The sequence below is a fragment of the Winogradskyella litoriviva genome (assembly GCF_013249065.1).
GTDB classification, from domain to species: Bacteria; Bacteroidota; Bacteroidia; order Flavobacteriales; family Flavobacteriaceae; genus Winogradskyella; species Winogradskyella litoriviva.
In genome coordinates, this window is record NZ_JABRWQ010000006.1 from 241,076 (window position 1) to 265,633 (window position 24,558).

21 protein-coding genes are annotated in these 24,558 nt (G+C 31.6%); 6 read left to right on the forward strand and 15 right to left on the reverse strand.

Annotation, left to right across the window (positions count from 1 at the left end; translation table 11 throughout):
* Nucleotides 1-84 precede the first annotated feature (84 nt).
* From mfd to HNV10_RS14440, 4 genes are read left to right on the forward strand one after another with little or no spacing between them, the layout of a single operon-like run.
* Nucleotides 85-3,441 carry a transcription-repair coupling factor gene (mfd, locus tag HNV10_RS14425; RefSeq protein WP_173302101.1) on the forward strand — a complete coding sequence of 1,119 codons (3,357 nt, stop codon included), beginning with the start codon at nucleotides 85-87 and terminating at the stop codon, nucleotides 3,439-3,441.
* Nucleotides 3,438-4,301, forward strand: coding sequence for a DMT family transporter (locus HNV10_RS14430; protein WP_173302102.1), 864 nt, complete (start codon nucleotides 3,438-3,440; stop codon nucleotides 4,299-4,301). The genes mfd and HNV10_RS14430 overlap by 4 nt, the downstream gene beginning before the upstream one ends.
* A gap of 56 nt (nucleotides 4,302-4,357) precedes the next feature.
* Nucleotides 4,358-5,659: a TlpA family protein disulfide reductase gene (locus tag HNV10_RS14435; RefSeq protein WP_173302103.1), complete on the forward strand. Its 1,302-nt coding sequence runs from the start codon at nucleotides 4,358-4,360 to the stop codon at nucleotides 5,657-5,659.
* A gap of 9 nt (nucleotides 5,660-5,668) precedes the next feature.
* Nucleotides 5,669-6,154 carry an HAD family hydrolase gene (locus tag HNV10_RS14440; RefSeq protein ID WP_173302104.1) on the forward strand — a complete coding sequence of 162 codons (486 nt, stop codon included), beginning with the start codon at nucleotides 5,669-5,671 and terminating at the stop codon, nucleotides 6,152-6,154.
* 129 nt (nucleotides 6,155-6,283) lie between these two features.
* Here the strand turns inward: HNV10_RS14440 and HNV10_RS14445 are convergent, their stop codons facing one another.
* Complete coding sequence (locus tag HNV10_RS14445) at nucleotides 6,284-7,234, reverse strand: nicotinic acid mononucleotide adenyltransferase (RefSeq protein ID WP_173302105.1); 951 nt, start codon at nucleotides 7,232-7,234, stop codon at nucleotides 6,284-6,286.
* A gap of 212 nt (nucleotides 7,235-7,446) precedes the next feature.
* Between HNV10_RS14445 and HNV10_RS14450 the strand changes: the two genes are divergently transcribed.
* The gene (locus HNV10_RS14450; RefSeq protein WP_173302106.1) at nucleotides 7,447-8,448 is read left to right on the forward strand and encodes an NAD(P)H-dependent glycerol-3-phosphate dehydrogenase; all 1,002 of its coding nucleotides are present in this window, start codon (nucleotides 7,447-7,449) and stop codon (nucleotides 8,446-8,448) included.
* A gap of 54 nt (nucleotides 8,449-8,502) precedes the next feature.
* Here the strand turns inward: HNV10_RS14450 and HNV10_RS14455 are convergent, their stop codons facing one another.
* The 8 genes from HNV10_RS14455 to HNV10_RS14490 all read right to left on the reverse strand — a co-directional run bounded on the left by HNV10_RS14455 (nucleotide 8,503) and on the right by HNV10_RS14490 (nucleotide 17,383).
* On the reverse strand, nucleotides 8,503-8,898 hold the full coding sequence (locus HNV10_RS14455) for a hypothetical protein (RefSeq protein WP_173302107.1): 396 nt from the start codon (nucleotides 8,896-8,898) through the stop codon (nucleotides 8,503-8,505).
* Nucleotides 8,899-8,915: 17 nt separating this feature from the next.
* Nucleotides 8,916-9,509, reverse strand: a complete 594-nt coding sequence (locus HNV10_RS14460) for a TetR/AcrR family transcriptional regulator (protein WP_173302108.1) — start codon at nucleotides 9,507-9,509, stop codon at nucleotides 8,916-8,918.
* Between the two features lie 12 nt (nucleotides 9,510-9,521).
* A complete protein-coding gene (locus HNV10_RS14465) occupies nucleotides 9,522-10,940 on the reverse strand; it encodes an efflux transporter outer membrane subunit (protein WP_173302109.1) in 1,419 nt (472 codons plus the stop codon).
* 4 nt (nucleotides 10,941-10,944) lie between these two features.
* Entirely contained in the window at nucleotides 10,945-14,082 is a 3,138-nt protein-coding gene (locus HNV10_RS14470) for an efflux RND transporter permease subunit (protein WP_173302110.1), read from the reverse strand.
* A 22-nt stretch (nucleotides 14,083-14,104) separates the two neighbouring features.
* Nucleotides 14,105-15,235, reverse strand: a complete 1,131-nt coding sequence (locus tag HNV10_RS14475) for an efflux RND transporter periplasmic adaptor subunit (RefSeq protein ID WP_173302111.1) — start codon at nucleotides 15,233-15,235, stop codon at nucleotides 14,105-14,107.
* Nucleotides 15,236-15,261: 26 nt separating this feature from the next.
* Nucleotides 15,262-15,765, reverse strand: coding sequence for a GbsR/MarR family transcriptional regulator (locus tag HNV10_RS14480; RefSeq protein WP_173302112.1), 504 nt, complete (start codon nucleotides 15,763-15,765; stop codon nucleotides 15,262-15,264).
* Between the two features lie 171 nt (nucleotides 15,766-15,936).
* Nucleotides 15,937-16,956, reverse strand: a complete 1,020-nt coding sequence (gene pheS / locus HNV10_RS14485) for a phenylalanine--tRNA ligase subunit alpha (RefSeq protein WP_173302113.1) — start codon at nucleotides 16,954-16,956, stop codon at nucleotides 15,937-15,939.
* A gap of 70 nt (nucleotides 16,957-17,026) precedes the next feature.
* Nucleotides 17,027-17,383, reverse strand: coding sequence for a hypothetical protein (locus tag HNV10_RS14490; protein ID WP_173302114.1), 357 nt, complete (start codon nucleotides 17,381-17,383; stop codon nucleotides 17,027-17,029).
* Between the two features lie 228 nt (nucleotides 17,384-17,611).
* Between HNV10_RS14490 and HNV10_RS14495 the strand changes: the two genes are divergently transcribed.
* Nucleotides 17,612-18,124: a CvpA family protein gene (locus tag HNV10_RS14495; RefSeq protein WP_173302115.1), complete on the forward strand. Its 513-nt coding sequence runs from the start codon at nucleotides 17,612-17,614 to the stop codon at nucleotides 18,122-18,124.
* A gap of 30 nt (nucleotides 18,125-18,154) precedes the next feature.
* On the opposite strand, the gene HNV10_RS14500 is transcribed toward HNV10_RS14495, so the two are convergent.
* From HNV10_RS14500 to HNV10_RS14525, 6 genes are all read right to left on the reverse strand, one after another.
* On the reverse strand, nucleotides 18,155-18,781 hold the full coding sequence (locus tag HNV10_RS14500) for a carbonic anhydrase (RefSeq protein ID WP_173302116.1): 627 nt from the start codon (nucleotides 18,779-18,781) through the stop codon (nucleotides 18,155-18,157).
* A gap of 6 nt (nucleotides 18,782-18,787) precedes the next feature.
* Nucleotides 18,788-20,662 (reverse strand): SulP family inorganic anion transporter, encoded by a 1,875-nt coding sequence (locus tag HNV10_RS14505; protein WP_173302117.1) that lies wholly within the window; start codon nucleotides 20,660-20,662, stop codon nucleotides 18,788-18,790.
* Nucleotides 20,663-20,730: 68 nt separating this feature from the next.
* Complete coding sequence (locus HNV10_RS14510) at nucleotides 20,731-21,414, reverse strand: DUF2490 domain-containing protein (RefSeq protein WP_173302118.1); 684 nt, start codon at nucleotides 21,412-21,414, stop codon at nucleotides 20,731-20,733.
* A 17-nt stretch (nucleotides 21,415-21,431) separates the two neighbouring features.
* Nucleotides 21,432-22,058 carry a carbonic anhydrase family protein gene (locus tag HNV10_RS14515; RefSeq protein ID WP_173302119.1) on the reverse strand — a complete coding sequence of 209 codons (627 nt, stop codon included), beginning with the start codon at nucleotides 22,056-22,058 and terminating at the stop codon, nucleotides 21,432-21,434.
* A 36-nt stretch (nucleotides 22,059-22,094) separates the two neighbouring features.
* Nucleotides 22,095-22,901: a universal stress protein gene (locus HNV10_RS14520; RefSeq protein ID WP_173302120.1), complete on the reverse strand. Its 807-nt coding sequence runs from the start codon at nucleotides 22,899-22,901 to the stop codon at nucleotides 22,095-22,097.
* A gap of 7 nt (nucleotides 22,902-22,908) precedes the next feature.
* Entirely contained in the window at nucleotides 22,909-24,501 is a 1,593-nt protein-coding gene (locus HNV10_RS14525) for a SulP family inorganic anion transporter (RefSeq protein ID WP_173302121.1), read from the reverse strand.
* Nucleotides 24,502-24,558 lie beyond the last annotated feature (57 nt).

The window sequence follows — 24,558 nt, forward strand, 5'->3', positions numbered from 1 at the left end:
GGCTACAAATATAATTCTAATAAAAGATTATTTCAATTAATAACACTTCAAAAATTTTATATTTGCAACTTCAAACAAAGAAACTTGAGTAAAGTATCTATTGCCCAAACTTTCGCACAGACTCTACAATTGCAGAATCTGCAAACTACTATTGCCCAAACTGAATCTTTTAACTCCTCTCAAGATAAGGTAAAAACACATTTAAAAGGCCTAGTTGGCTCTTCATTTTCAATTACAGTTTCTGAAGCATTTAAAAAAGCAGACAAACCATTTCTGTTAATTTTTAATGATAAAGAAGAAGCCGCCTTTTACCTTAATGATCTAGAACAACTCATTAATGACAAGGATGTATTGTTCTATCCTGGCAGTTATCGAAGACCATATCAAATTGAAGAAACCAATAATGCCAATGTACTGTTACGTGCAGAAGTTTTAAACCGAATAAATTCGCGTAAAAAACCGTGTATAATTGTCACATATCCTGATGCTCTTTTTGAAAAAGTAGTCACTAAAAAAGAACTAGAAAAGAATACCTTAAAAATTTCGGTTGGCAACGACTTAAGCATCGATTTTGTAAACGAGGTGTTGTTTGAATATAAATTTAAACGTGTTGATTTTGTTACAGAACCTGGAGAATTTTCCGTTAGAGGTGGTATAATAGATGTGTTTTCTTTTTCGCATGATGAACCTTATAGAATTGAATTTTTTGGCGATGAAGTAGATAGTATAAGAACCTTTGACGTAGAAACACAATTATCTACCGAGCGTATAAAAAAGGTAAGTATTATCCCTAATGTAGCTAATAAACTAATTGCAGAACAACGCGAAAGTTTCTTAAAATACATTTCTAATAAAACGGTAATTTTTACTAAAAATGCGTCATTACTATTTTCTAGAATTGATGATTTTTATGAAAAGGCAGAAGAAGCTTTTAAAAACTTATCGAGCGACATAAAACACGCCTCACCAAAAGAATTATTTTGTGATTCTACACTATTAAAACGTCAATTTTTAGAATATAATTTAGTTGAATTTGGGTCTGAAGCATTATATGCAAAGCAACTCATTGCATTTTATACCAAACCTCAACCAACATTTAATAAGCAATTTAATTTACTAATTGAAGATTTAAATGAAAACCATGCTAACGGAATTACCAATTACATTGCATGTGTTAGTGAGCAACAAGCAAAACGTTTTCATGATATTTTTGACGATGCCGATCAAGAAGTACATTACAAAACCATTGTACTTTCATTACATCAAGGTTTTATAGACACTGAACACAAAATCGCCGTTTATACAGATCATCAAATTTTTGATCGTTATCATAAATTTCATCTTAAAAATGGTTACGCTAAAAAGCAAGCCATTACTTTAAAAGAGCTTACAAATTTAGAAATTGGTGATTACGTTACACATATTGATCATGGTATTGGAAAATTTGGAGGACTACAAAAAATTGATGTCGAAGGTAAAAAACAAGAAGCCATAAAACTCGTTTATGGCGAACGCGATATTTTGTACCTCAGCATTCATTCCTTACATAAAATCACCAAGTTTAATGGTAAAGATGGCAAACCTCCAACGGTTTACAAATTAGGTAGTAAAGCTTGGAAAGTATTAAAACAGAAAACAAAATCTCGTGTTAAGGAAATCGCTTTTAACCTTATTAAACTCTACGCTAAACGCAAGCTTAAAAAGGGATTTCAATATGCACCTGATAGTCATATGCAATTAGAACTTGAAGCTTCTTTTGTATATGAAGATACTCCAGATCAAATTACATCTACAGCAGATATAAAAGCGGATATGGAAAGTGAACGACCAATGGATCGTTTGGTTTGTGGAGATGTAGGTTTTGGAAAAACAGAAGTTGCTATTAGAGCTGCCTTTAAGGCCGTAGATAATGGCAAACAAGTTGCGGTTTTAGTACCAACAACGATATTGGCTTATCAACATTCGCGCACATTTAAAGAACGTTTAAAGGATTTTCCTGTTACTGTAGATTATGTTAACCGATTTAGAACGGCTAAAGAAAAACGCGAAACTTTAGAAGGTTTAGAAAAAGGAAGTGTGGATATTATTATTGGTACACATCAATTAGCTAATAAAAACGTAAAGTTTAAAGATTTAGGTTTACTAATTGTAGATGAAGAACAAAAATTTGGTGTTGCTGTAAAGGAGAAATTAAAAACAATAAAAGAAAACGTCGATGTATTAACGCTTACAGCGACTCCAATCCCAAGAACGCTTCAGTTTAGCTTAATGGCTGCAAGAGATTTATCCGTAATTAATACAGCGCCTCCTAACAGGTATCCTATAGAGAGTCACGTAATACGTTTTGTAGAAGAAACCATAAGAGATGCTGTAAGTTATGAGATTCAACGTGGTGGACAAGTATTTTTTATTCATAATAGAATTGAAAATATTAAAGAAGTTGCAGGTATGCTTCAGCGTTTAGTGCCAGATGCCAAAATAGGCATTGGTCATGGACAAATGGATGGCAAAAAATTAGAAACACTAATGCTTGCTTTTATGAATGGTGAGTTTGATGTTTTAGTCAGTACAACCATTATAGAAAGTGGTTTAGATGTACCAAACGCTAATACTATTTTTATTAATAATGCTAATAATTTTGGCCTTAGTGATTTGCACCAAATGCGAGGACGCGTTGGTCGTAGCAACAAAAAAGCTTTTTGCTATTTTATAACACCAGAATATTCTGCAATGACTGCAGATGCTAGAAAACGAATTGCTGCCTTAGAACAATTTACAGAGTTAGGTAGTGGATTTAATATTGCCATGAAGGATTTAGAAATCCGTGGTGCAGGAGATTTATTAGGAGGGGAACAAAGTGGGTTTATTAGTGATATTGGTTTTGACACCTATCAGAAAATATTAAACGAGGCGATAGAAGAATTAAAAGAAACAGAGTTTTCAGATTTATATAAGGATGATGGGAAACCGAAGAAATATGTTAAAGATATTACTATCGATACTGATTTCGAATTATTATTTCCAGACGATTATATTAATAATATTACTGAACGTCTTAATCTCTACACCAAACTAAATGAGATTAAAACCGAAGAAGAGCTTGCCAAATTTGAAACTGAAATTATTGACCGTTTTGGTGAATTACCAACTCAAGTTTCAGATTTATTAGATAGTGTTCGTTTAAAATGGGTAGCCACCAAAATGGGTATTGAAAAACTAATCATGAAACAAGGTAAAATGATTGGGTATTTCGTTCAAGATCAACAAAGTGGATTTTATCAAAGTGAAGCCTTCACAAAAGTTTTACAATTTGTACAGAAAAATGTTGGTAAATGTAAAATGAAAGAAAAACAAACAAGAAAAGGCTTGCGTTTATTACTTACATTCGACAAAATAAAATCTACTAAGCAAGCATTAGCTGCCTTATCTGATATGCAATGAGTGAAAAAAGCCATGTAAATCATCTTTTGTTATTAATTTTTGCAACCATTTGTTTAAGTACTTCTGGTCCGTTAGGTAAATTTATTGATATGCCAACTGTTGTAATAATTTGGTGGCGCTCAGTTTTAGCTGCAATTTTTCTTTTTGGTTTTTGTAAGTATAAAGGCATTAGTTTAAAGTTAATAAACAAAAAGGATCGTAGCACGTTTTTTATTGCAGCCTTTTTAATGGGTGCACATTGGGTTACTTATTTCTATGCCTTAAAATTATCTAATGTTGCCATTGGCATGATTTCTCTATTTACGTTTCCTGTTATAATAGCATTACTAGAACCTTTTTTTTCAAAAACAAAACTAGACCCAATTCATATTGTTTTGGGCGTTATTGTACTCATCGGAATTTATTTTCTAGCTCCAGAATTTGACATTAAAAACAACTATTTAAAAGGAGTTTTATTTGGCTTACTTTCGGCAGTATGCTATGCCTTAAGAATTTTACTTTTAAAAGGACACGTTGCAAACTACAATGGTACTATGTTAATGTTTTATCAAGTTGCCATTGTAACAGTATTATTAGCACCTGTACTATTATTTATGGACAGCTCAAATATAACAACACAATATCCTTACGTTTTATTATTGGCCATAGTTACAACCACAATAGGACACACCATGTTTGTAAATAGTTTAAAATACTTTAAAGCTAGTACGGCAAGTATTATTGCCAGTACACAACCAATATACGGTATTATAATTGCGTTCTTTTTCTTGAATGAAATACCAACAATACATACATTTGTTGGTGGCTCGTTAATTTTGGCAACCGTTATAATAGAAAGTATAAGGTCTAAAAAGTCATAAATTAACCTAAATTGGCTCAATTTTTGAAGTTCCATCGCAGACAAAATAATATAAAAATGAAGAAAACCTTAATCATCTTACTGGTATTACCTCTTATTTCTTTTGGGCAAATTATAAAAGGAGACTTTGCTCCTGCTGAAGACTTTACCTATGCTTTTTTATATAAAGCAACACCAGAAAGTGCCAATTATATAGACAGAGGTCAATTAGACAGTCTTGGTCATTTTGAAATAAAACTAAAAGATACATTAGAAGCTGGTATCTATAAAATAGTATATGCTATTCCTCCAGAAGAAAATAATTTCGATTTTATCTACGATGGTAAAGAAAATATAACTTTTAATTTTAGTCAAGAGCAAGGTGTAGAGTTTACAGAATCTGAAGAAAACAAACTTTGGTATTCTTATTTAAAAAGTATAGAGATGGTAAACCATACTATTAGCAATTATTACAGTAAAAACAATGCTGATGAAGAAGGTTTCAATGCCATTTTTAAAACGCTAAAAGACACACAATTGGCCTACGAAGATTTAGCAAAAAACAAATTAGTACTAAGCTTCATTGTTGCCAACAGGCCTTATTTACCAGCAACCTACGAAGATATTACCACCTACTCTAAAAATTTAAAACAACACTATTTAAGTGAAGTAGATTTTAGTAATTACTTACTACAGAGTTCTACGTTTTTAACAGATCGTGTTAGCTCTTATGTGTTTAATATGGTTGCAAATCCAAGTAACGCAACTTATAAATCTCATATTGACGATGTGGCACAAGCAATCTCTAGTAAAGATTTAATTATTAAAACAAGTTTATTAGAAATGCTATGGCAAAACTTTGTAAGTATGGAAAACTCTGAAGTTGCTAATTACATTACAGATAATTATTTATTAGAACTTGCAAAAGCAACTAATAATAAAGTTTTGGAAGAAATGATTACTTCCTATAAGAATACATCTATAGGAACTGTAGCACCTAATTTTGATATTACTTCTAACGGACAAAACACAAGTTTACATCAATTAGAAGGTTCAGATTATTACTTACTTGTTTTTTGGAGTAGTGCATGCGGACACTGTTTAGACGAATTACCAAAAGTAAAAGAAATAGTTGCCAATAAACCCAATATTAAAGTGGTTGCTTTTGGTTTAGAAAAAGAAGACAATAATTGGGATAAAGAAATTAAAAACTATCCAGACTTTATACATCAAATTGGTTTAAACAAATGGGAAAATCCAACGGTTATTACCTATGGCGTTTCTGCCACACCAATGTATTTTCTTCTAAGTGCTGATAAATTAATAATGGCTAAACCTTATGAATTAAAAGACTTAGAGGTTTTATTGAAGGATTTGTAGAATAATTTAATGAATATTAGTTTTGATTTAGACCGTACTTTAATTCCGAATGAAAAGGAATTTAATACTGAAAAAAGAAGTCTCATTGCAAAATATTTTGGTATTGAAAAACTAAGAAAAGGTTCAAGAAATCTAATTAAAGATTTACAAAATCAAGGTTATACCATTCATATTTATACTACCTCATTTCGTTCAAAATTTAGAATAAGAACTACTCTACAATACTATGGTATAAAAGTTAACCTTATTGTTAATCAAACTGAAAACCAAAAAGTTTTAAGGTCTAAAAATATTAATGCTTCAAAATATCCTCCTGCATTTAATTTTGATATTCATATTGATGACTTAATAGGTGTAGGTTTAGAAGGAAAAAAGCACAATTTTAAGACTATAATAATATCTCCTAATGATACTAATTGGTCAGAAACAATTAAAAAGAGTATAAAGCAATTAAGTTCTACTAATATAATTAGGCAAAAAGAAAACGCTCAGTAAAACAAGTGTTTTATCTGAGCGTTTTGAAACTAAATAACCAACCAAAATTTAGTTTCGTGTGTTCTCCTTTATTATTTTTTAAATGTCACACGGAACACTCAAATTAATATTATATTTTATGATTCAAAATCATTTTTGAGTCTTTCTTGTATTTTCTCTAGTATTCTCTACTTTCTTTGTGTTTTGTTTACGCTTTTTAAGTTCATCTTCTTGTATAACTGATTTACCTTGCGTTGGCGCATCTTTATAATACTGTATATAACCTACTCCTTTAAATTCGTAAACTGTGCCAGAATTTGAATGGTACAACTCTACCGTATTATCATCAATAACGCTTAGTTCAAAAAATTCATTGTCAAAGAAATCATAATCTAATGTTAATGTTTTTTGGTACATGTTGCTAGATACATTTCCTACACCATAACTTCCTGTAAAATCCCAATAGATATTATCTGGATTGTATATGTTGCTATCTTGAGAGCTTCTAAATGTATCATCATTTCCGCCAGATAAAAACTGAAGGTAATTCTCATTATCAAAGTCATTTAAAGCGCCATAGTTACTTGTGTATGTTTTTTCCCAAGCCTCGTATTCTTGTAAGAAATAATGAATATTATCATAGAAAACAAAGTCATAATCAAAATTAGAACGTTGGTATCCATGTAGAAAATAAGACGTATCGTTAAAAGGGTTATACAATTCTATAGTATTATTATCTACTTGGTAAACATCAAAACTATCATAACCATCAATGATGTGGTTGATATCTAACACCATATTGTAAGTATCATAACTACCAATTTCTACACCATAACCATTTCCTTGACTACCAATACCAACTAAATTATTATTGGCATACATAATACCATTTCTAAATGATACTGTAAACGCTATTTGTAAAAATGGTGTTTCACCATAACCTTGAGTTTCATTAATATCAACGTACCATAAATCATAAGAATTTAATAACTGATTTAACGAAATTGATGGCTCATCTATATAATGCGTTTCTTCTACATAACAAGAAGTAAACAATGTTGCAACAAATGCAAATCCGAATAGTAGTTTTAAAGTTTTCATAATCTAACGGTTTTAAGGTTATACTAAGTTTAGATTCAAAACGTGTGCCAAAAAATATTTTTAAGTTTTTTAAGACGTCTCACTTAGCTTAACAAACACTATGTAAAACCTCTTAACCAGAGACTTAAACCATATACTATATGACTCTAAATTATCAATAATAATTCTATAAATTTTCCTTACATTTGATATACAAAATTGAACTAATCGCTATGAGTAATACCACAAAATATGCTGTTTTTGGTGCAGGAAGTTGGGCAACTGCTATTGTAAAAATGCTTTGCGAAAACCAAGATGAAATTGGTTGGTACATGCGGAGCGTTTACACAAAAGAGCACATCTTAAAAGAAAAACATAACCCAAGTTATTTGAGCTCCGTTGAGTTCCATACAGAGCAATTAAAACTAAGTAATGATATAAATGAAATTGCAGATTGGGCAGATGTCTTAATTTTTGTAATTCCGTCTGCTTTTATCCATGGTGAATTAGAAAAACTTTCTACAGACATTAGTACAAAAACTATTGTATCTGCTGTAAAAGGTATTATGCCAGAAACAGGAAAATTAGTTGGTGAGCATTTTCATGATGAATATAATATTCCGTTTGAAAACATTGCCGTTATTGCTGGTCCTTGTCATGCAGAAGAAGTTGCCTTAGAGCGTTTGTCTTATTTAACTATTGCCTGTGACGATGCTAAAAAAGCACAAGCTATCGCAGATAATTTATCAAGCGATTACATTAAAACAAAAACTAGCGATGATGTTATTGGTATAGAATACGCTGTAATGCTTAAAAACATTTATGCTATTGCTGCCGGAATTGCACATGGCTTAGGTTATGGAGATAATTTTCAGAGTGTATTGATGAGTAATTCTATTAGAGAAATGAAACGTTTCATCAAAAAGATGCACAAAATGAAACGTAACATTAATAACTCGGCTTACTTAGGCGATTTATTAGTAACTGGTTATTCTATATTTTCTCGAAACAGAATGTTCGGAAACATGATTGGTAAAGGCTACACTGTAAAATCTGCACAAATGGAAATGAACATGGTTGCAGAAGGCTATTATGCCACTAAAAGTGCATTTGAATTAAATAAAAAGAACAAGAAAAAAACGCAACTGCCTATTATAAATGCTGTTCACGATATTTTATATGAAGGAAAAGATGCTAAAAAAGTCTTTAAGAAATTGACTGATAAGTTGGATTAATTATAATTAAATGTAGAACTATTCAACTTAAAAGATTCCTGCCTTCGCAGGAATTTATTTTACCAAAATACCACGTAACTGCATCAAAGGAATAGTTTGCAAAGCCTTTTCATTAATCGTGTTTTTTCTAAATATATACGTTTTATCAAACATTTGGTTGCCTTCAAAAAACGTGATTTTAAATTCATTGTTCAACTCTAAAACCTTCTCTTGTAAATATTCAATTTTAGCGTAGCTTCTTGCTGGCAGCTTTGCGATTGTATGTCGCATTAAAGGTGTTAATTTCTTATCATTATAACCTCTAGAAACTATAAGTACTGTTTCTAAATCATTATCGCTATTGTTAATGATATAGGCATTCCAATCTTGGGTTTTATATTCTATATGTTGTTCTTGTACTACGGCAACGTGTACATCTTTTACTTCTGGTATATTTATGTCTTTTTTCATAGTGCAAAAATAGTAAACTATTCAAAATAAGAATTAGAATAATAACTCGCTATAATACCTTTAAGATTATAAATCACCAAATGCTTAAAAAGCGCTTCCTCTGAATAAGTTTCAAATAAATTATCTTTTTTAAACAGCACATTATCAATTCTAAAAAAATAGATTTTCACTACTAATTCTACATTAATATCTTTTTTAACATCACCTAGTGCTTTGCCTTTTTTTAATAAGTCTAAAACAATGGTGTTTGCTAATTCTTCTATAAAATCATCATAAAGCTTGTTTGCTTTTGGGTAATACTTTTCTAAACCAAAAAGAAAAGAGGGTTTAAAGTATTTTAAATACTCAAACCCTCTCTGGTAAATTAATATAACACTCAAAATAGGGTCTTTACCATTGCTCTTAATCACCCTATTTATATCTTCCTTAAATTCATTGATAAGACTTTCTACACTGCTAGCGACTAAATCTTCTTTATTTTTAAAAAATGAATAAATTGTCTTTTTCGATATGCCAAGCTCATTAGCTAAATCATCTAATGTAACATGTTTACTCCCAAATTGAGTAAACTGTTTAATAGAACATTTTAACAATGCGGCTTTAGTAATCATGTTTATCTTGTTTTATCTCCAACCACCACCAAGTGCTTCGTATAAATCTACTACAGCAACTAATTGTTGTAATTTACTATCTATAATATTAAGCTCTGCACTTAACGCACTTTCTCTTGCTGTTAATAAATCTAAGTAAGTTGCATAACCGTTTTTAAGTAATTCTTCTGAGTTGGCTTCAGCAGTTCGTAAGGCTTCAACTTCATTTTTTCTGAATTCGAATTTTCTAGTTTCCGCTTCATAAGTAAACAATGCATTAGACACTTCATTACCTGCAACCAACAGAGTTTTCTTAAAACTAAGCAAAGCACTTTCTTGATTTGCTAAGGCAACTTCCTTCTGCGTTTTTAGCTTACGTTGATTTAAAAGGGGTTGTGTTAAGCCTCCAACTACTGTTGCGAATAAAGAACTGGTATTAAACAAATCATCTAACTGTAAACTTTGTAATCCTCCAGAAGCTGTAAGCGTAAGCGATGGATAAAAGCTACTGTTTGCAACATTAATTAATTCAAAAGATTGAATTAAACCATATTCTGCAGCCATAACATCTGGTCTATTACTTAACAATGTTGCAGGAACACCCAATTTTAAATCCTGGTCAATTTTCTGTGTATCTAAACTAGCTCTTTCAAAATCTTGCGCAGATTTACCTAACAAAATACTTAATGTGTTTTCTGTTTTAAAAATGGCAGTTTCTATATCTACCTGCAACGCTCTAGCGCTATTGTATTGCGCTATATTTTGGTCTACAGCAACTTGTGTTACTTGTCCTGCGTCCTTTAATGCTTTTATAGTTTCTACACCACTTTCTCTGGTTGCAACAGTTTGTTTAGTGATTTCTAATTGTGCATCTAAAGCCAATAAATTGTAATAAGTATTCGCGATACTAGAAATCAACTGTGTTTTCACAGCCTGATGACCAGCTACACTTTGTAAATAAGAAGCTTGTGTTGCTCTTTTATTACTTCTTATTTTACCCCAAATATCTGCTTCCCAAGAAAGGTTCGCAGTAACATCATAAGTATCTAAACCACCACTAAAAATTGAACCGAACTGGCTGTTTTCTGAATACTCTTGATGTGTATAGTTTGGACCTACGCTTAATGTTGGAAAATAACCTGCCTTACCTTGTTTTGCATAAGCTTCTGCAGCTACCATTTGCTGAATTGCAATACGCACATCCATATTATTCTGCAAACCTTCTTCTATATATTGTTGAAGGTATTGGTCTGTAAATAAATTTTTCCAAGATACATCTGCAATAGACACACTATCTGTTGGCAAATTATCTGTTCTATAAAGTGCTTCCGTTTCCGTTTGTAAGTCTGGTCTTGTATAATCTTTTGCAACAAAACAACTTTGTAATGTTAATGCTACGATTACTAATAAAGTACCTTTACTAAAATTTCTATGTTTTATAATTGATTTCATTTTCTTATTCTTCAATAGTTTGTATTGCTGGTTTACTCGAAACTTTTTCTTGTAACCACTGAAATAATATAAATAGGATTGGAATTACGAAGACTCCCAAAAGGGTTCCAATTAACATTCCTCCTGCTGCACCAGAACCAATAGAATTGTTTCCTTCTGACCCAACACCTTGCGCTAAAGCTAATGGCATCAATCCTAAAATAAAGGCAAAAGATGTCATTAAAATAGGACGTAAACGTGCCTTAGCACCTTGGATAGCAGATGCAACAATGGTCTCACCTCGCTTTCGCCTTGCTAATGCAAACTCTACAATAAGTATGGCATTTTTAGCAAGCAGACCAATAAGCATAATTAAAGCAATTTGGAAATAAATATTGTTTTCTAAACCTAAAAACTTGGTTGTTATATAGGCTCCAAATACACCAAATGGTAATGATAACACTACTGCAAATGGAAGTAAATAACTTTCGTATTGTGCACTTAATAAGAAGTATACAAACAGAATACTTAATATAAATATAAACGTTGTTTGGTTTCCTGCATTTACTTCTTCACGTGTTAAACCCGAATAAGCAACGGTATAATTACTAGGCAATTTTGCTACTTCTTCTTCAATAACTCTAATGGCATCACCTGTACTAAAACCTTCGTTTGTAGCACCTGTAATAGTTGTTGAATTAAATAAATTGAAACGTGTTACCGATTGCGGTCCATAAACGCGTTTTAAGTTTACAAACTGCGTAATAGGTGTCATTTCGCCAGAATCTGTTCTAACATACATACTATTTAATGCACTTTCATCTGCCCTGTCTTCTGGTAAAGCTTGAATATAAACTCTAAATTGTTTACCAAATCTTGAGAAATCTGAAGCATAAATTCCGCCTATATAACCTTGTAAGGTTGAAAATATACTCGTTACCGAAACCCCTTTTTCTTTGGCCAATGGTACATTAACTTCCATTTCATATTGTGGATAGCTTGTGTTAAAAGCAGATGTCGCGTATTTTATTTCTGGATGACTCATTAAAGCCATAGAGAACTCTTTATTCGCTTTATCTAAATCTGCAAACTCGCCACCAAACTTATCTAATAAATTAATTTCAAATCCTGAAGAGTTACCAAAACCACGAATACTAGGTGGTGAAAAGAATAAAATATTAGCATCAGGTATGGTTGCTGCTATACCAAATAGTTTTCCTGTAATCGCTTGTGCTGATAGTGCAGGATTTGTACGATCTGCCCAATCTTCAAGTTTTATAATACCAAAACCAAAGTTACTACCTGCACCACTAATTAAACTACTACCTTTTATAAAGTTAACCGCATTAACGCCTTCAATTCCTTCTATTTTATCGTAAAGTTTTCTTGCTACGGCATCTGTTCTATCTAATGAAGCTCCTGGTGGCAATTCAATATTGGCGAAAATAATCCCTCTATCTTCATTTGGCACAAAACCAGTTGGTGTTGTAGTTGAAGCCCAATAGATTCCCACTCCTGCGATTATTAAAAGTAAAACTGAAATAAATTTTTTCTTGTATAAAAACTGAAGTGATTTACCATAACGGTTTACAGTAGCATTAAAACCACGATTAAATAAGGTGAAAAAACGTTTTAATGGACTTTTTCCTTTTATCTCTTCGTCCTCTTTATGTTCTTTTAATAATAGAGCACACAAAGCAGGACTTAGCGTTAAGGCGTTTACTGCCGATATAAGAATAGCAATAATTAACGTTACACCAAATTGCTCGTAGAATACACCTGTAGGACCTGTAATAAATGTTACAGGAATAAATACAGCAGCCATTACTAGCGTAATTGAGATTATCGCTCCAGAAATCTCGTTCATCGCTGTTAATGTGGCTTTTTTCGGATTGTGTTCACCATCATCCATTTTTGCATGGACGGCTTCCACAACTACAATGGCATCATCTACTACAATACCAATGGCTAGAACTAATGCAAAGAGCGTTAAAAGGTTTATGGAATACCCAAATACATTCAAGAAAAAGAACGTACCAATAATAGAAACTGGTACTGCAATTGCTGGAATTAACGTTGATCTAAAATCTTGCAAAAAGATAAATACCACTAAGAATACCAGTAAAAAAGCTTCTAATAAAGTGCTAATTACTTTTTCTATAGAAGCATTTAAGAATAAACTTGTATCATAAGGTACAAAGATGTCTAAGCCTTCTGGTAAATCTGCTTTTACCTTTTCTAAAGTCGATTTAATGTTTTCAATAATTTCTTGAGCATTAGAACCTTTGGTTTGAAAGATTCCCATAAATACAGCAGGATTTCCTTTACTCATTGCGTTAGCCGCATAAGATTGCGCATCTAATTCAATAGTAGCAACATCTTTTAAACGTAAAAACTCTCCGTTTCCTAATGCTTTAATTACGATATCGCTGTATTGTGCTTCATCTTTAAATCGTCCACTATAAATTAAAGTATATGAAAATGATTCACCATTATTCTGACCTAAAGAACCTGCTGCTGCTTCTAAATTTTGTTCTGCTAAAGCTGCAGAAATATCAGAAGGAATTAAATTATAAGATGCTAACTTCTCTGGATTCAACCATATACGCATCGCATAATCTTGTTGAGAGAATACACTAACATCACCTACACCACTAATACGTTGCATAGCAGGAATAACATTAATTTTTAAATAATTCTGAATAAATGTAGCATCATAATTTTCGCTTTCGGAATACATTGAGATAAACATTAATGCACTCGTTTCTTGCTTTTGCGTTGTAACACCTGTTTGTATTACTTCACTTGGTAATAACGGATTTGCTCTAGCAACACGGTTTTGAACGTTTACTGCTGCAATATCTGCATCAATCTCTTGATCAAAATATACTGTGATTTCTGCAGCTCCTGTATTTGATGCTGTAGACGTAATGTACGTCATCCCTTCTACACCATTAATTTGCTCTTCAATTGGTATAATTACACTTTCTAAAACAGTCTCTGCGTTAGCACCTGTATAATTTGCCGTCACCTTTATTGTGGGTGGTGCAATATCTGGGTATTCCTCTATAGGTAAGGTAGTTATACTAATAACTCCTAGTAAAACTATGATAATAGAAATTACTGTTGAAAGAACGGGTCTTTCAATAAATGTTTTTAACATGATTAATATGTTTGGTGGTTATCTAATTTCTGAATAAAGTAGCTATTGGTGTTATGGCATCTTCAAATGAAGTTTCTTGTGGTGAAATTGCCATACCATTTCTTAATTTGCCAACTCCAGAAACAATAATTTTATCACTTGCATCTAGACCAGATTCTACAACATATAGATTATCTACAGTACCTTTAATCTTTATAATTGCAGTTTCAACTTTGTTTTCTGCTCCAAGTTTAAAAATCATAACATTTCCTTGTTGTTCAAAAGTTGCCGTTTGAGGGACAACTATGGCATCTTTATATTCTATTGGAAATCTAATTTTACCACTATTTCCATTAGTTAAAATTTCCTTGGGATTTTTAAAGGCAGCTCTAATTTGAATTGTTCCTGTACTTTGGTTAATCTGACCAGTACTTGTTTGAATACGTCCTTTTTCAGAATATTCCTTTCCATTAGCTAAGATTAAACTTAAGTCTGGAGAATTTTTAATACGTTCCGCTTTTGTTTTTCCTTCAGATCGTTGTAAATGGTCTATATATTGCGCTTCATTAAAACTAAAAAAGGCATAAACTTCATCAATTTCACTAACGGTTGTTAAAGGCGTTGCATCACTTGGACTAATTAACGCACCTTCTCTAAAGTTAATAGAACCAACATAACCATCAATAGGACTTTTAATGGTTGCATAGCCAATACTTGCAGAAACACTACTATAATTAGCTTGTGCTTGTGCTAAATTTGCTTTTGCAGTTTCTAACTGTACTGCACTAATAATGTTTTTTTCTACAAGAGGAATTAATTTATCTACCTCCACTTGTGCAACATTAACTTGTGCTTTTGCTGCACCAGCATCTTGACTTAAAGATTGTGTTTCTAATTTAAACAACACTTGCCCTTTACGTACTTTTTGACCTTCATCTACATATACTTTTTCAATATATCCAGAAGTTTTAGCTCTTACATCACTATTTACTCTACCCTCTATAGTTGCAGGATAATCGGTGTAACCTGTTACCGTTTTTACTTGCAATTGAGAAACAGGAAATGGTGCAGGAGGTGCTTCTGCCGCAGGTTTGTTTTGTTCGCTATTACCACAGCTTACAATGACTAAGAATACACTTAGCATTAATAGGTTATATAAATTATTCTTTTTCATTTTTTGGTTTATTATTTTGGTTTTCTTTAAATATGGAATTTTTTATCTATCAATTTTTCTCTTAATTCTTTAACTGAAACTGTCGCTTCATCTACAAACTTCACATAATCATTATGAAAGGTTAAATCGAATTTATCATCTTCATTTTTAATATTTTTTTGGTTTTCAGATTCTTTATATGCTTTAATTTCTAAATGAATTTCACGCTCTTGATCCCAATGACTTATCATTCTATCAACATGTTGAATAATTGTATTTTTATCAATTATAAAATACTTCTTACGATCCCCTGTTTTTGTGAAATATTCTATTTTATTTAAATCTTGTAAATGATTAAGATGTGTTGATATTGTACTCTTACTAGCACAAAGTACACTTACCATATCTTCAAAAGTAGCTCCTCTTTTACCTGTTAGTATTATGTAAGACAAAATACGGGCAGCAACAGGTGCTAATTGCTCTCTAGCTTCTAAATGAACGCCTAGTTTTTCAACTAAATTCATTTTTTTTTGGCAGATATTTTCTTTCATTTTTTATGCTTTTATTACTGTGTTATGAAAACGAAATAATCACGTACGGTAAAATTCTATGCAAATATATATTATTAGTTCGGAACAAACCGAACTAAACGAAGTTAAATTGTTGTTAAATAAAAAAGCCGACTGTTAACAGTCGGCTTTTGAAATATATTTTGGTGAAGTTTATAAGGCAGATTTAAACTGCTCTAAGAAACGCACATCGTTCTCACTTAGTAAACGAATATCACTAATTTGGTTAAGTAACATTGCTATTCTATCTATTCCCATTCCGAATGCAAAACCTGAATATTCTTTAGAATCAATACCACAGTTTTCTAAAACATTAGGATCAACCATACCACAACCCATAATTTCTAACCAACCTGTTCCTTTGGTAATTTTATAATCGGTTTCTGTCTCAAGTCCCCAATATACATCCACTTCTGCACTTGGTTCTGTAAATGGAAAGTATGATGGGCGCAATCTAATCTTAGATTTACCAAACATCTCTGTAGTAAAATATTGTAAGGTTTGCTTCAAATCTGCAAAACTTACATCTTTATCAATATACAACCCTTCTACTTGGTGAAAAAAACAATGCGAACGCGCAGAAATTGCTTCATTTCTATAAACACGACCAGGCGAAATTGTTCTAATTGGTGGTTTATTGTTTTCCATATAACGCACTTGTACAGAACTTGTATGGGTACGTAATAAAATATCTGGATCTGTTTGGATGAAGAACGTGTCTTGCATATCTCTTGCTGGATGGTACTCTGGCAAGTTTAATGCTGTAAAATTATGCCAGTCATCTTCGATTTCTGGACCTTCACTCACATTAAATCCGATACGAGAAAAGATATCAATAATTTCATTTTTTACAATAGAAATCGGGTGACGTGCACCAATAGCAATTGGTTCTCCAGGACGCGATAAATCACCATAGATTCCTTTATCTTCTTCTTGACTTTCTAAGGCCTCTTTTAATGCATTTACCTTATCCTCAGCTGTTTTCTTAAGCTGATTAATAGTTTGACCAAATTCTTTCTTTTGATCGTTTGCTACATTTTTAAACTCAGCAAAATATTCTTTTAAAAGTCCTTTGGACCCTAAATATTTAATTCTAAAGGCTTCAACCTCTTCTTTAGATTGTGCTTTAAAAGCTTCTGCTTCTGCTATAAGTTCTTTTATCTTATCTATCATGATTTCTATTCAAAAACGAGTGCAAATTTAGTTTTTTTTTGCGAGTTATGGTAGCTGTGGCTCTTTGAAACTACTTTATATATTCGGTTTCTACAAAATAGTTTACAATAGCTTCCTTCATTAAGACACTTTGTTCACCTGCTTTAAGATGAGGCAATTGTGCTAATACTTTGTAATGCGGCCAACCATCATCATCTACATAATCGAATTCATAAAACCCATAAGGCTCTAAAACCTTACAGATGGCAATATGCATTAAATCTAACTTGTGGTCTTTTTTGTATTCGCGATGTAACTGACCAAGCTCTTGCACACCTATAAGGTATATTATAGAATCTAGATCTAAGGTGTCTCCATCTGCAAATTGCTTAGAGAGTTTTTCTACCACCAAATTCCATCGTTCTTTTAATTGCTCGTCTCTTGCCATATCTACTTCCCTAATAAGGAGAATTTCTTTAATTATTATACTTTTTTCTAAAATTCAAAGTTAAGAAACTAATGTATCTCAAATGTGATATTATTTTAAAATGAACAAAAAAGAATCTATTTCTTTAGTTCTAAAAAACTAGGGCAACAGTAACAAAAAATCATGAACATAGATTTATAAAATTTCAACTTAAAAAAATCATGTATTTTTGTCTTAAACACTAACACTATGAGTATTATTGATATCATTTTAGCTGCACTTTTGTTATTCGGATTTATTCGTGGTTTATTTAAAGGGCTTTTTGTTGAAGTTGCTTCTCTAGTTGCTTTGGTTTTGGGTGTTTATGGTGCTATTCATTTTAGTGGTTTTGCTGCAGAATTTTTAGAGCCAAAAGTAGATTGGAATGAAAAGACCATCAATATTGTTGCTTTTGCCATCACTTTTGTAGTTATAGTCCTTGCTATTGGTTTAGCTGGTAAAGCACTAACCAAACTAGCAGATTTTGCTGCTTTAGGCATTATTAATAAATTAGCTGGTGGTGTTTTTGGTGCATTAAAAATAGGAATGATTCTAAGTATTTTATTAATTGTATTCCATAAAATGAATAATACCCTTCCTTTTATGGAACAAGAAGACCTAGAGGAGAGTATGCTTTATAAGCCTGTAAAATCTTTGGCTCCAATGATTTTTCCTAATATTATAAAGAGTCAAAACGAAGAGAGCGCTGCAGACCAGGTATAAAAAAAGCCACTCTTTTGAATGGCTTTTTTATTAATCTAAATGATAAATTTCCATAATATCATTTAAGTATTTTTCGAAATCTATTTTTAGATCTATGAGTTTGCCTGTATGAACATCAAACACCCAACCGTGCACTTTTAGACCACGATCTCTAAATGCTTTTTGTACAGCTGCTGTTTTAATAAGATTAACACATTGCTCTTTAACATTAAGTTCTACTAAACGATCATATTTCTTAGATTCATCTTTAATAGCATTAAGTTCATCTCTGTGCATTCTATATACATCCCTAATATTTCTTAGCCAACCATTTAAAACACCCAAATCTGCAGACTGCATAGCAGCTTTTACACCTCCACATTCATAATGGCCACATACAACGACATGATTAACCTTTAGGTGTGTAACCGCATAATTAACTACAGACATTCCGTTGGCATCTGTACCAACAATCATATTAGCAATATTTCTGTGAACAAAAACATCACCTGGACCTAAACCCATGAGTTCTTCAGCTGCAACACGACTATCTGAACAACCTATAAATAATAATTCTGGATTTTGCCCTTTACCTAATTCTTCAAAAAAATGAGCATTAACAGCTAACTTAGCTTTTATCCAATCTTCGTTATTCTTAAATACCTTATCGATTTTCATAATAGTCTAATATTCGTCTTTTACATTAAATTTTATCCACTGTAGGCAAGATTTAAAATCTTCGAAAATATGCTCGTTTGGTATGAAATCTGGAATAATATCAATACGCTCCATCATATATCTAGGTTGATTTAATAAACCTACAAATAAAACTTCAACATCATTCCTTTTTAAATCTTGTAACATATCTTCCATAGCATATAGACCTGATTGATCCATGTACTGCATTCTTCCTAGTCTTAAAATAACGGTTTTTGCTGTTTTAGGAATTTGTTCTGTTAAAGCTTGAAAATCGCTAGTAGAACCAAAAAATAAAGGTCCTTTTAAATGTTTTATAAAAACTTCTTCTTTTAAGTTTGAAGGAAATTCACCTTCATCATCCCAAGATTCTTCTTTTAAAGATTTTACGTCAGAACGTTCTGCAGTTAAATCTCCTATTTTCTTCATAAACATCAGTGAAGCAATGACCAAACCAATACCTACTGCAAAGATTAAATCCCAAAACGTAGAGAGTACTAACACTACTAGCATTATTAAAACTTCTGAACTTAATCTAAGTGGTCCTAATTTTATATCTTTTGGCAAATACGGAATTGCTTTTAATCCTTTATAATCCATAACACCAATACCAACTGTTATTAAAATACCTGCTAAAACAGCAGCCGGAATTAAAGAAGCAACATCACTTAAAGCAAGCATAATTAACAACAGCATTACACCTGCAATCATACCAGACAACTTAGTTTTTCCTCCTGCATTAATATTTACGACAGTTCTAATTGTTGCACCTGCACCAGGTATACCACCAAAGATTGCTGCAATACTATTACCTATTCCTTGCCCAATTAATTCTTTGTTTGGCTTGTGCTTTGTTTTAGTCATATTATCCGCAACAACACTTGTTAATAGCGAATCAATTGCTCCTAATAAGGATAACGTTAATGCAGTAAAAATATATGGCGTTATACTACCCAAACTAAATCCTGTAAACATTTCTAAACGAGGTATTGGTATACCTCCAGGGATTTTAGAAATTGGTATATAATTGTATTGTGTCCAATGTGCCATTCCATAAGCGATACCAGACATTACAACCAAGGCTACCAAAGTACTTGGAATAACTGTTGTAATGCGCTTAAATCCATAAATAATAAATATAGTTCCTATAGCTAAAATCAATTCTACCCATTTGATATTTTTTAGGGCTCTCGGTAGTACTTTAATTGCACCTATAGTTCCTGAAGCCTCCTTTGCCGCTAAAGTTTCGGATTCTTTCTTAATATCATTTGGCGAAATTACCTTAGCCCTTTCTATGGTTTCTTTAAAATTCTCAAGAACCAAAATTCCTTCACCTGCTTCTTCCTTTAAAATGTTTTCTAGAATAACTTCTTCAGCTTGTGGTTTAAATGAATTAACAAAGGCCTCATCTTCTTTAGGATAATAACCTAAAGATGGTAATATTTGCGTTAATAGAATAATAACACCAATCGCTGTCATAAAACCAGAAACTACCGGATAAGGAATATATCTAATGTATTTACCAACACCAATAAAACCTAACCCAATTTGTATAAGACCTGCTAATAAAAATACCGTTAAAATTGCTGGTAACGCCTTTTCTACACTACCATCATTTGTAGCAACAATACCTGCTATAATCACCATACTCACAGCTGTCATAGGTGCTGTTGGCCCAGAAATTTGTGTTGCGGTTCCGCCAAAAAGGGCTGCAAAAAAACTTATAAAAATTGCACCATAAAGTCCTGCTTCTGGCCCTAAACCCGAAGAAACTCCAAATGCCAATGCTAATGGTAAGGCTACAATACCTGCTGTAATACCTCCAAATGCATCTCCTTTGATATTTGAAAATAAATTCTTCATAGTTTAACTTTGAGTTTATTTAGCGCTTTTTAAATTTAAAGAAAATAACCTTAAGATTTTAACGAAATTTAAAAATTTACAAATGCTATTAAATTAATCTGATCTCTTCCAGATGTTTCAAAAAACTGGTTCATATAGCCTAGTTCTAATTTTAAATTATCCGAAAACTTATAGCCTAAGCCTCCATAAACTCTGTTTCTATCAAAAATTGAAGATTTTGTATTCAAAAAAATCTCATTATATGCAGAAAGATACAGTGGGTTGTTACCATCTTCTTTGTACTGAAGCGGTATATTAATTCCTAAAAAATATCGAAATCTCATTTTAAAATCATCTTCTACAAATCGTTGTTCAAAACGGTAACGATGACTTATTCTTATGTTACTTATATTCTGTTTTGTTGTAAACTGCTGAAAAATTCGATGTTCGTTTACAGCAAATTTATCGTCTGTATTATTAATATAATTTTCCGATAATATATAACCATAACCAAGTAATATATTGTTATTGTTTTCGGTTAAATTATAACCGATACCAGTTCTTAATAGTAACTGTTCTAAATCTCCTAATGCATTATAGTTTCTATACTGGACCTCATTATGGATATTCCATTTAGAATTTAATTTTTTGTTACCAATGTATATTAACCAATTTCCTAAATTTCCATCTTGGCACATTGCAAAAAAAGGCAACACTAATGCAATGATTAGTGTTGCTTTTTTACTTTTCAATTTTAATCTAAATTGACTCATCAATTAGCGGTTTTGTATTAGTAAAACTCAACTGCACCTGTATTGATATCGTACATTGCTCCAATAATTTTTATCTCTCCATTTTTCTCCATCTCAGTTAATATTGGGCTTTCTGCATGTATTCTGTCTATAGTTAATTCAACATTTTTCTTAGAAACTTCATCAACAAAATCTAAATTTTTAGATGTTCTTAAATTTTCATCTTTAGGTTCTGTTACCGCATTTACTGCTGGTGTAATTTTTTCTATTAACTTAGTTAAATTACCCATTTCTGCATGGTCGCACGCTCCTTTTACGGCTCCACAACTAGTATGTCCTAGGACTACAATTAGTTTTGTTCCTGCTAATTTACAAGCAAATTCCATGCTTCCTAAAATATCTTCATTTACAAAATTACCTGCAATTCGTACGCTAAATATATCACCTAATCCTTGATCAAAAATCAGCTCTGCTGATACTCTAGAATCTATACAACTTAATATTGTTGCAAATGGAAATTGGCCATCACTTGTGTCGTTTACTTGTTCTAAAAGATTTCTATTTGCTTTTAAATTATCTTGAAATCTTTTATTTCCTTCTTGTAAATATTGTAATGACTTTTCTGGAGTCATTGTTGCTTGGGTTTCTCTTGTATGTGCTTTCATAATTATATGTTTTGTATGTGTTAATATTTAATTTTATTACGCTTCAGATACTAACAACGAAACATTTAACTTGCTTACTACTTCCTTTAATGATGTTTCAGCATTTATTGTGTTATTTGTTTTGCTAGTCGTGCGATCAACACATAATAAATTGATGTTATTTTTTTGTAAATACGAAGAAAGAGTGGTCATTGTATTGTCATTTTGATCAAAAACATATTCCACCATTTTCGTTTCTTTTAATTCAGTTGTATTTGTAGTTTCATTTTGACTATTAAGGATTCTAAAAGATTTTAATGGTGCTTTTGTATGCGTTATTATATCATTAGAAAACTCAGTATTAAAAATTTTATTAGAGCCATTTAAAACACCTAATGTCATTTTTTCATTTGGCACTAAAGCGTTTTCATTGGAAGAAATCATTATAATTCCTTTAAATTTCTTTAATATAAAACGCGTAATACTATCGCCAATTAGTTTAAATGAAGAAGAATCACGTTGACCTAAAACTATAATATCTGGCTTATAATGTTCTATTTGCTTTTGAATTTCTTCTTTAACATTACCAAATTCATAACTACCATTAATTTTTACATTATATGTTTTAGAATAGTCCTTTACTAAAGCATCAATTGTTTTTTTGGTATTGTTATGTTCTTCATTTAAAGTTCTCATTGCTGTAAATTGATTGTCTCTTTTTACAACATCAATATGCTTTTTTACATGAAATAATGCTATTTCTGCATTAACCATTTTAGCCAAACTTACACTACTTTTTAAAGCTGTATCAACAGTCTTTTTTAAGTCTGAAAGTACCAAGATTTTATATTTATAGGTTTCCATGGCCTTTTTAACTTAAACTTATACTTGATTTAGGTCTTAGTTGAAAAAACTCAATAAAACTAGGTGGATTTTCAACAATACCTCTTTTTGAAATTAACTTAATATCAATATTTCTTTCTTTAGCCTTAAATGCAAAATCCTCTAATATTTCAATTATATCGTAATCTAGGTATCTCGTTTTAGTAACATCGAACTCTAAATAAGTATCTCTTGGTAAACTATCTAATTCTTTTAAAATTGCACCTTTATTGAAGAAGGTAACTTCTTCTGCAAGTTCCATTTTAATTTTATGTTTTCCGTTACTGTTATCTTCAATATGAAGGAAATGAGAGTTTTGGTAGCTCTTTAATAATATCACTACAATTCCTACCAACATACCTAAACCAATACCAACCAACAGGTCTGTAAATACAATTCCGAAAACCGTTACAAAAAATGGCACTGATTGTTTCCAACCTAATTTATACATTTTTTTGAATAGTGCTGGTTTAGCAAGCTTATATCCTACAATTAAAAGTATTGCTGCTAATACAGATAAGGGTATCTGATTTAACAATCTTGGAATTAATATTACCGAAATAAGCAATAAAAATCCATGAATAATTGCGGACATTTTACTTTTACCTCCAGACTGTATATTAGCAGAACTTCTTACAATTACCTGTGTAATAGGCAAACCACCTACTAAACCAGATAAAATATTACCTGTACCTTGTGCTAATAATTCTCTATTTGTTGGTGTTACATTTTTATCTGGATCTAATTTGTCTGTGGCTTCAACACATAAAAGTGTTTCTAAACTCGCAACCAAAGCAATAGTAAAAGCAACAACCCAAACTTCTGGGTTTGTTATTGCTGCAAAATTTGGAAAACTAAATTGACCAATAAAAGAATCTATACTATCTGGAACAGGTACACTTACTAAGTGTGTTGATGCTATTGCAAGACTGTCACTAGACTGGGTTAACGTGTAAAATATTATACCTACCACTACAGCTACTAATGGTCCTTGGATAATCTCAAAAAACTTTCCTTTTTTTGATAATACATTTCCCCAAAGCAGTAAAATACCTAAGGATATAATTCCTATTAAGGCAGATCCTATTTGTATGTGATTAAGTGTGTTTAATATTTCTGAAAATGTATTCTCTCCATCAACTTGGATAAAAGCAAAATCTCCTTCTGGATCAGCATCGTAACCAAAAAAATGTGGAATCTGTTTTAAAATAATAATGATACCTATACCTGTAAGCATACCTTTAATTACAGACGACGGAAAATAATAGCCAATAATTCCGGCCTTTAAAAACCCAAAAATTAACTGAATGATACCACCTAAAACTACAGCGACTAAAAAGTTCTCATAACCACCTAAAGTCCCAATTGCGGTTAATACAATTGCGGCTAAACCTGCGGCTGGTCCACTAACACCTATTTTAGATCCACTTAAGGATCCAACCACAATTCCTCCAATAATACCAGCAATTAAACCAGAGAAAAGAGGTGCTCCACTGGCTAAAGCAATACCTAAACATAATGGTAATGCAACGAAAAATACAACGACACTTGCAGGCAAGTCGTTTTTTAATGTTTTAAACATTTATTGAATGATTTTATACTATTGAAACAATTTCAACAGTTATTTTAATATTTATTT

Coding starts and splice junctions, on each gene's coding strand:
- HNV10_RS14430 (WP_173302102.1), top strand. CDS start 3,438: ATGAGTGAAAAAAGCCATGTAAATCATCTTTTGTTATTAATTTTTGCA.
- HNV10_RS14435 (WP_173302103.1), top strand. CDS start 4,358: ATGAAGAAAACCTTAATCATCTTACTGGTATTACCTCTTATTTCTTTT.
- HNV10_RS14440 (WP_173302104.1), top strand. CDS start 5,669: ATGAATATTAGTTTTGATTTAGACCGTACTTTAATTCCGAATGAAAAG.
- HNV10_RS14445 (WP_173302105.1), bottom strand. CDS start 7,234: ATGAAAACTTTAAAACTACTATTCGGATTTGCATTTGTTGCAACATTG.
- HNV10_RS14450 (WP_173302106.1), top strand. CDS start 7,447: ATGAGTAATACCACAAAATATGCTGTTTTTGGTGCAGGAAGTTGGGCA.
- HNV10_RS14455 (WP_173302107.1), bottom strand. CDS start 8,898: ATGAAAAAAGACATAAATATACCAGAAGTAAAAGATGTACACGTTGCC.
- HNV10_RS14460 (WP_173302108.1), bottom strand. CDS start 9,509: ATGATTACTAAAGCCGCATTGTTAAAATGTTCTATTAAACAGTTTACT.
- HNV10_RS14465 (WP_173302109.1), bottom strand. CDS start 10,940: ATGAAATCAATTATAAAACATAGAAATTTTAGTAAAGGTACTTTATTA.
- HNV10_RS14470 (WP_173302110.1), bottom strand. CDS start 14,082: ATGTTAAAAACATTTATTGAAAGACCCGTTCTTTCAACAGTAATTTCT.
- HNV10_RS14475 (WP_173302111.1), bottom strand. CDS start 15,235: ATGAAAAAGAATAATTTATATAACCTATTAATGCTAAGTGTATTCTTA.
- HNV10_RS14480 (WP_173302112.1), bottom strand. CDS start 15,765: ATGAAAGAAAATATCTGCCAAAAAAAAATGAATTTAGTTGAAAAACTA.
- pheS (WP_173302113.1), bottom strand. CDS start 16,956: ATGATAGATAAGATAAAAGAACTTATAGCAGAAGCAGAAGCTTTTAAA.
- HNV10_RS14490 (WP_173302114.1), bottom strand. CDS start 17,383: ATGGCAAGAGACGAGCAATTAAAAGAACGATGGAATTTGGTGGTAGAA.
- HNV10_RS14495 (WP_173302115.1), top strand. CDS start 17,612: ATGAGTATTATTGATATCATTTTAGCTGCACTTTTGTTATTCGGATTT.
- HNV10_RS14500 (WP_173302116.1), bottom strand. CDS start 18,781: ATGAAAATCGATAAGGTATTTAAGAATAACGAAGATTGGATAAAAGCT.
- HNV10_RS14505 (WP_173302117.1), bottom strand. CDS start 20,662: ATGAAGAATTTATTTTCAAATATCAAAGGAGATGCATTTGGAGGTATT.
- HNV10_RS14510 (WP_173302118.1), bottom strand. CDS start 21,414: ATGAGTCAATTTAGATTAAAATTGAAAAGTAAAAAAGCAACACTAATC.
- HNV10_RS14515 (WP_173302119.1), bottom strand. CDS start 22,058: ATGAAAGCACATACAAGAGAAACCCAAGCAACAATGACTCCAGAAAAG.
- HNV10_RS14520 (WP_173302120.1), bottom strand. CDS start 22,901: ATGGAAACCTATAAATATAAAATCTTGGTACTTTCAGACTTAAAAAAG.
- HNV10_RS14525 (WP_173302121.1), bottom strand. CDS start 24,501: ATGTTTAAAACATTAAAAAACGACTTGCCTGCAAGTGTCGTTGTATTT.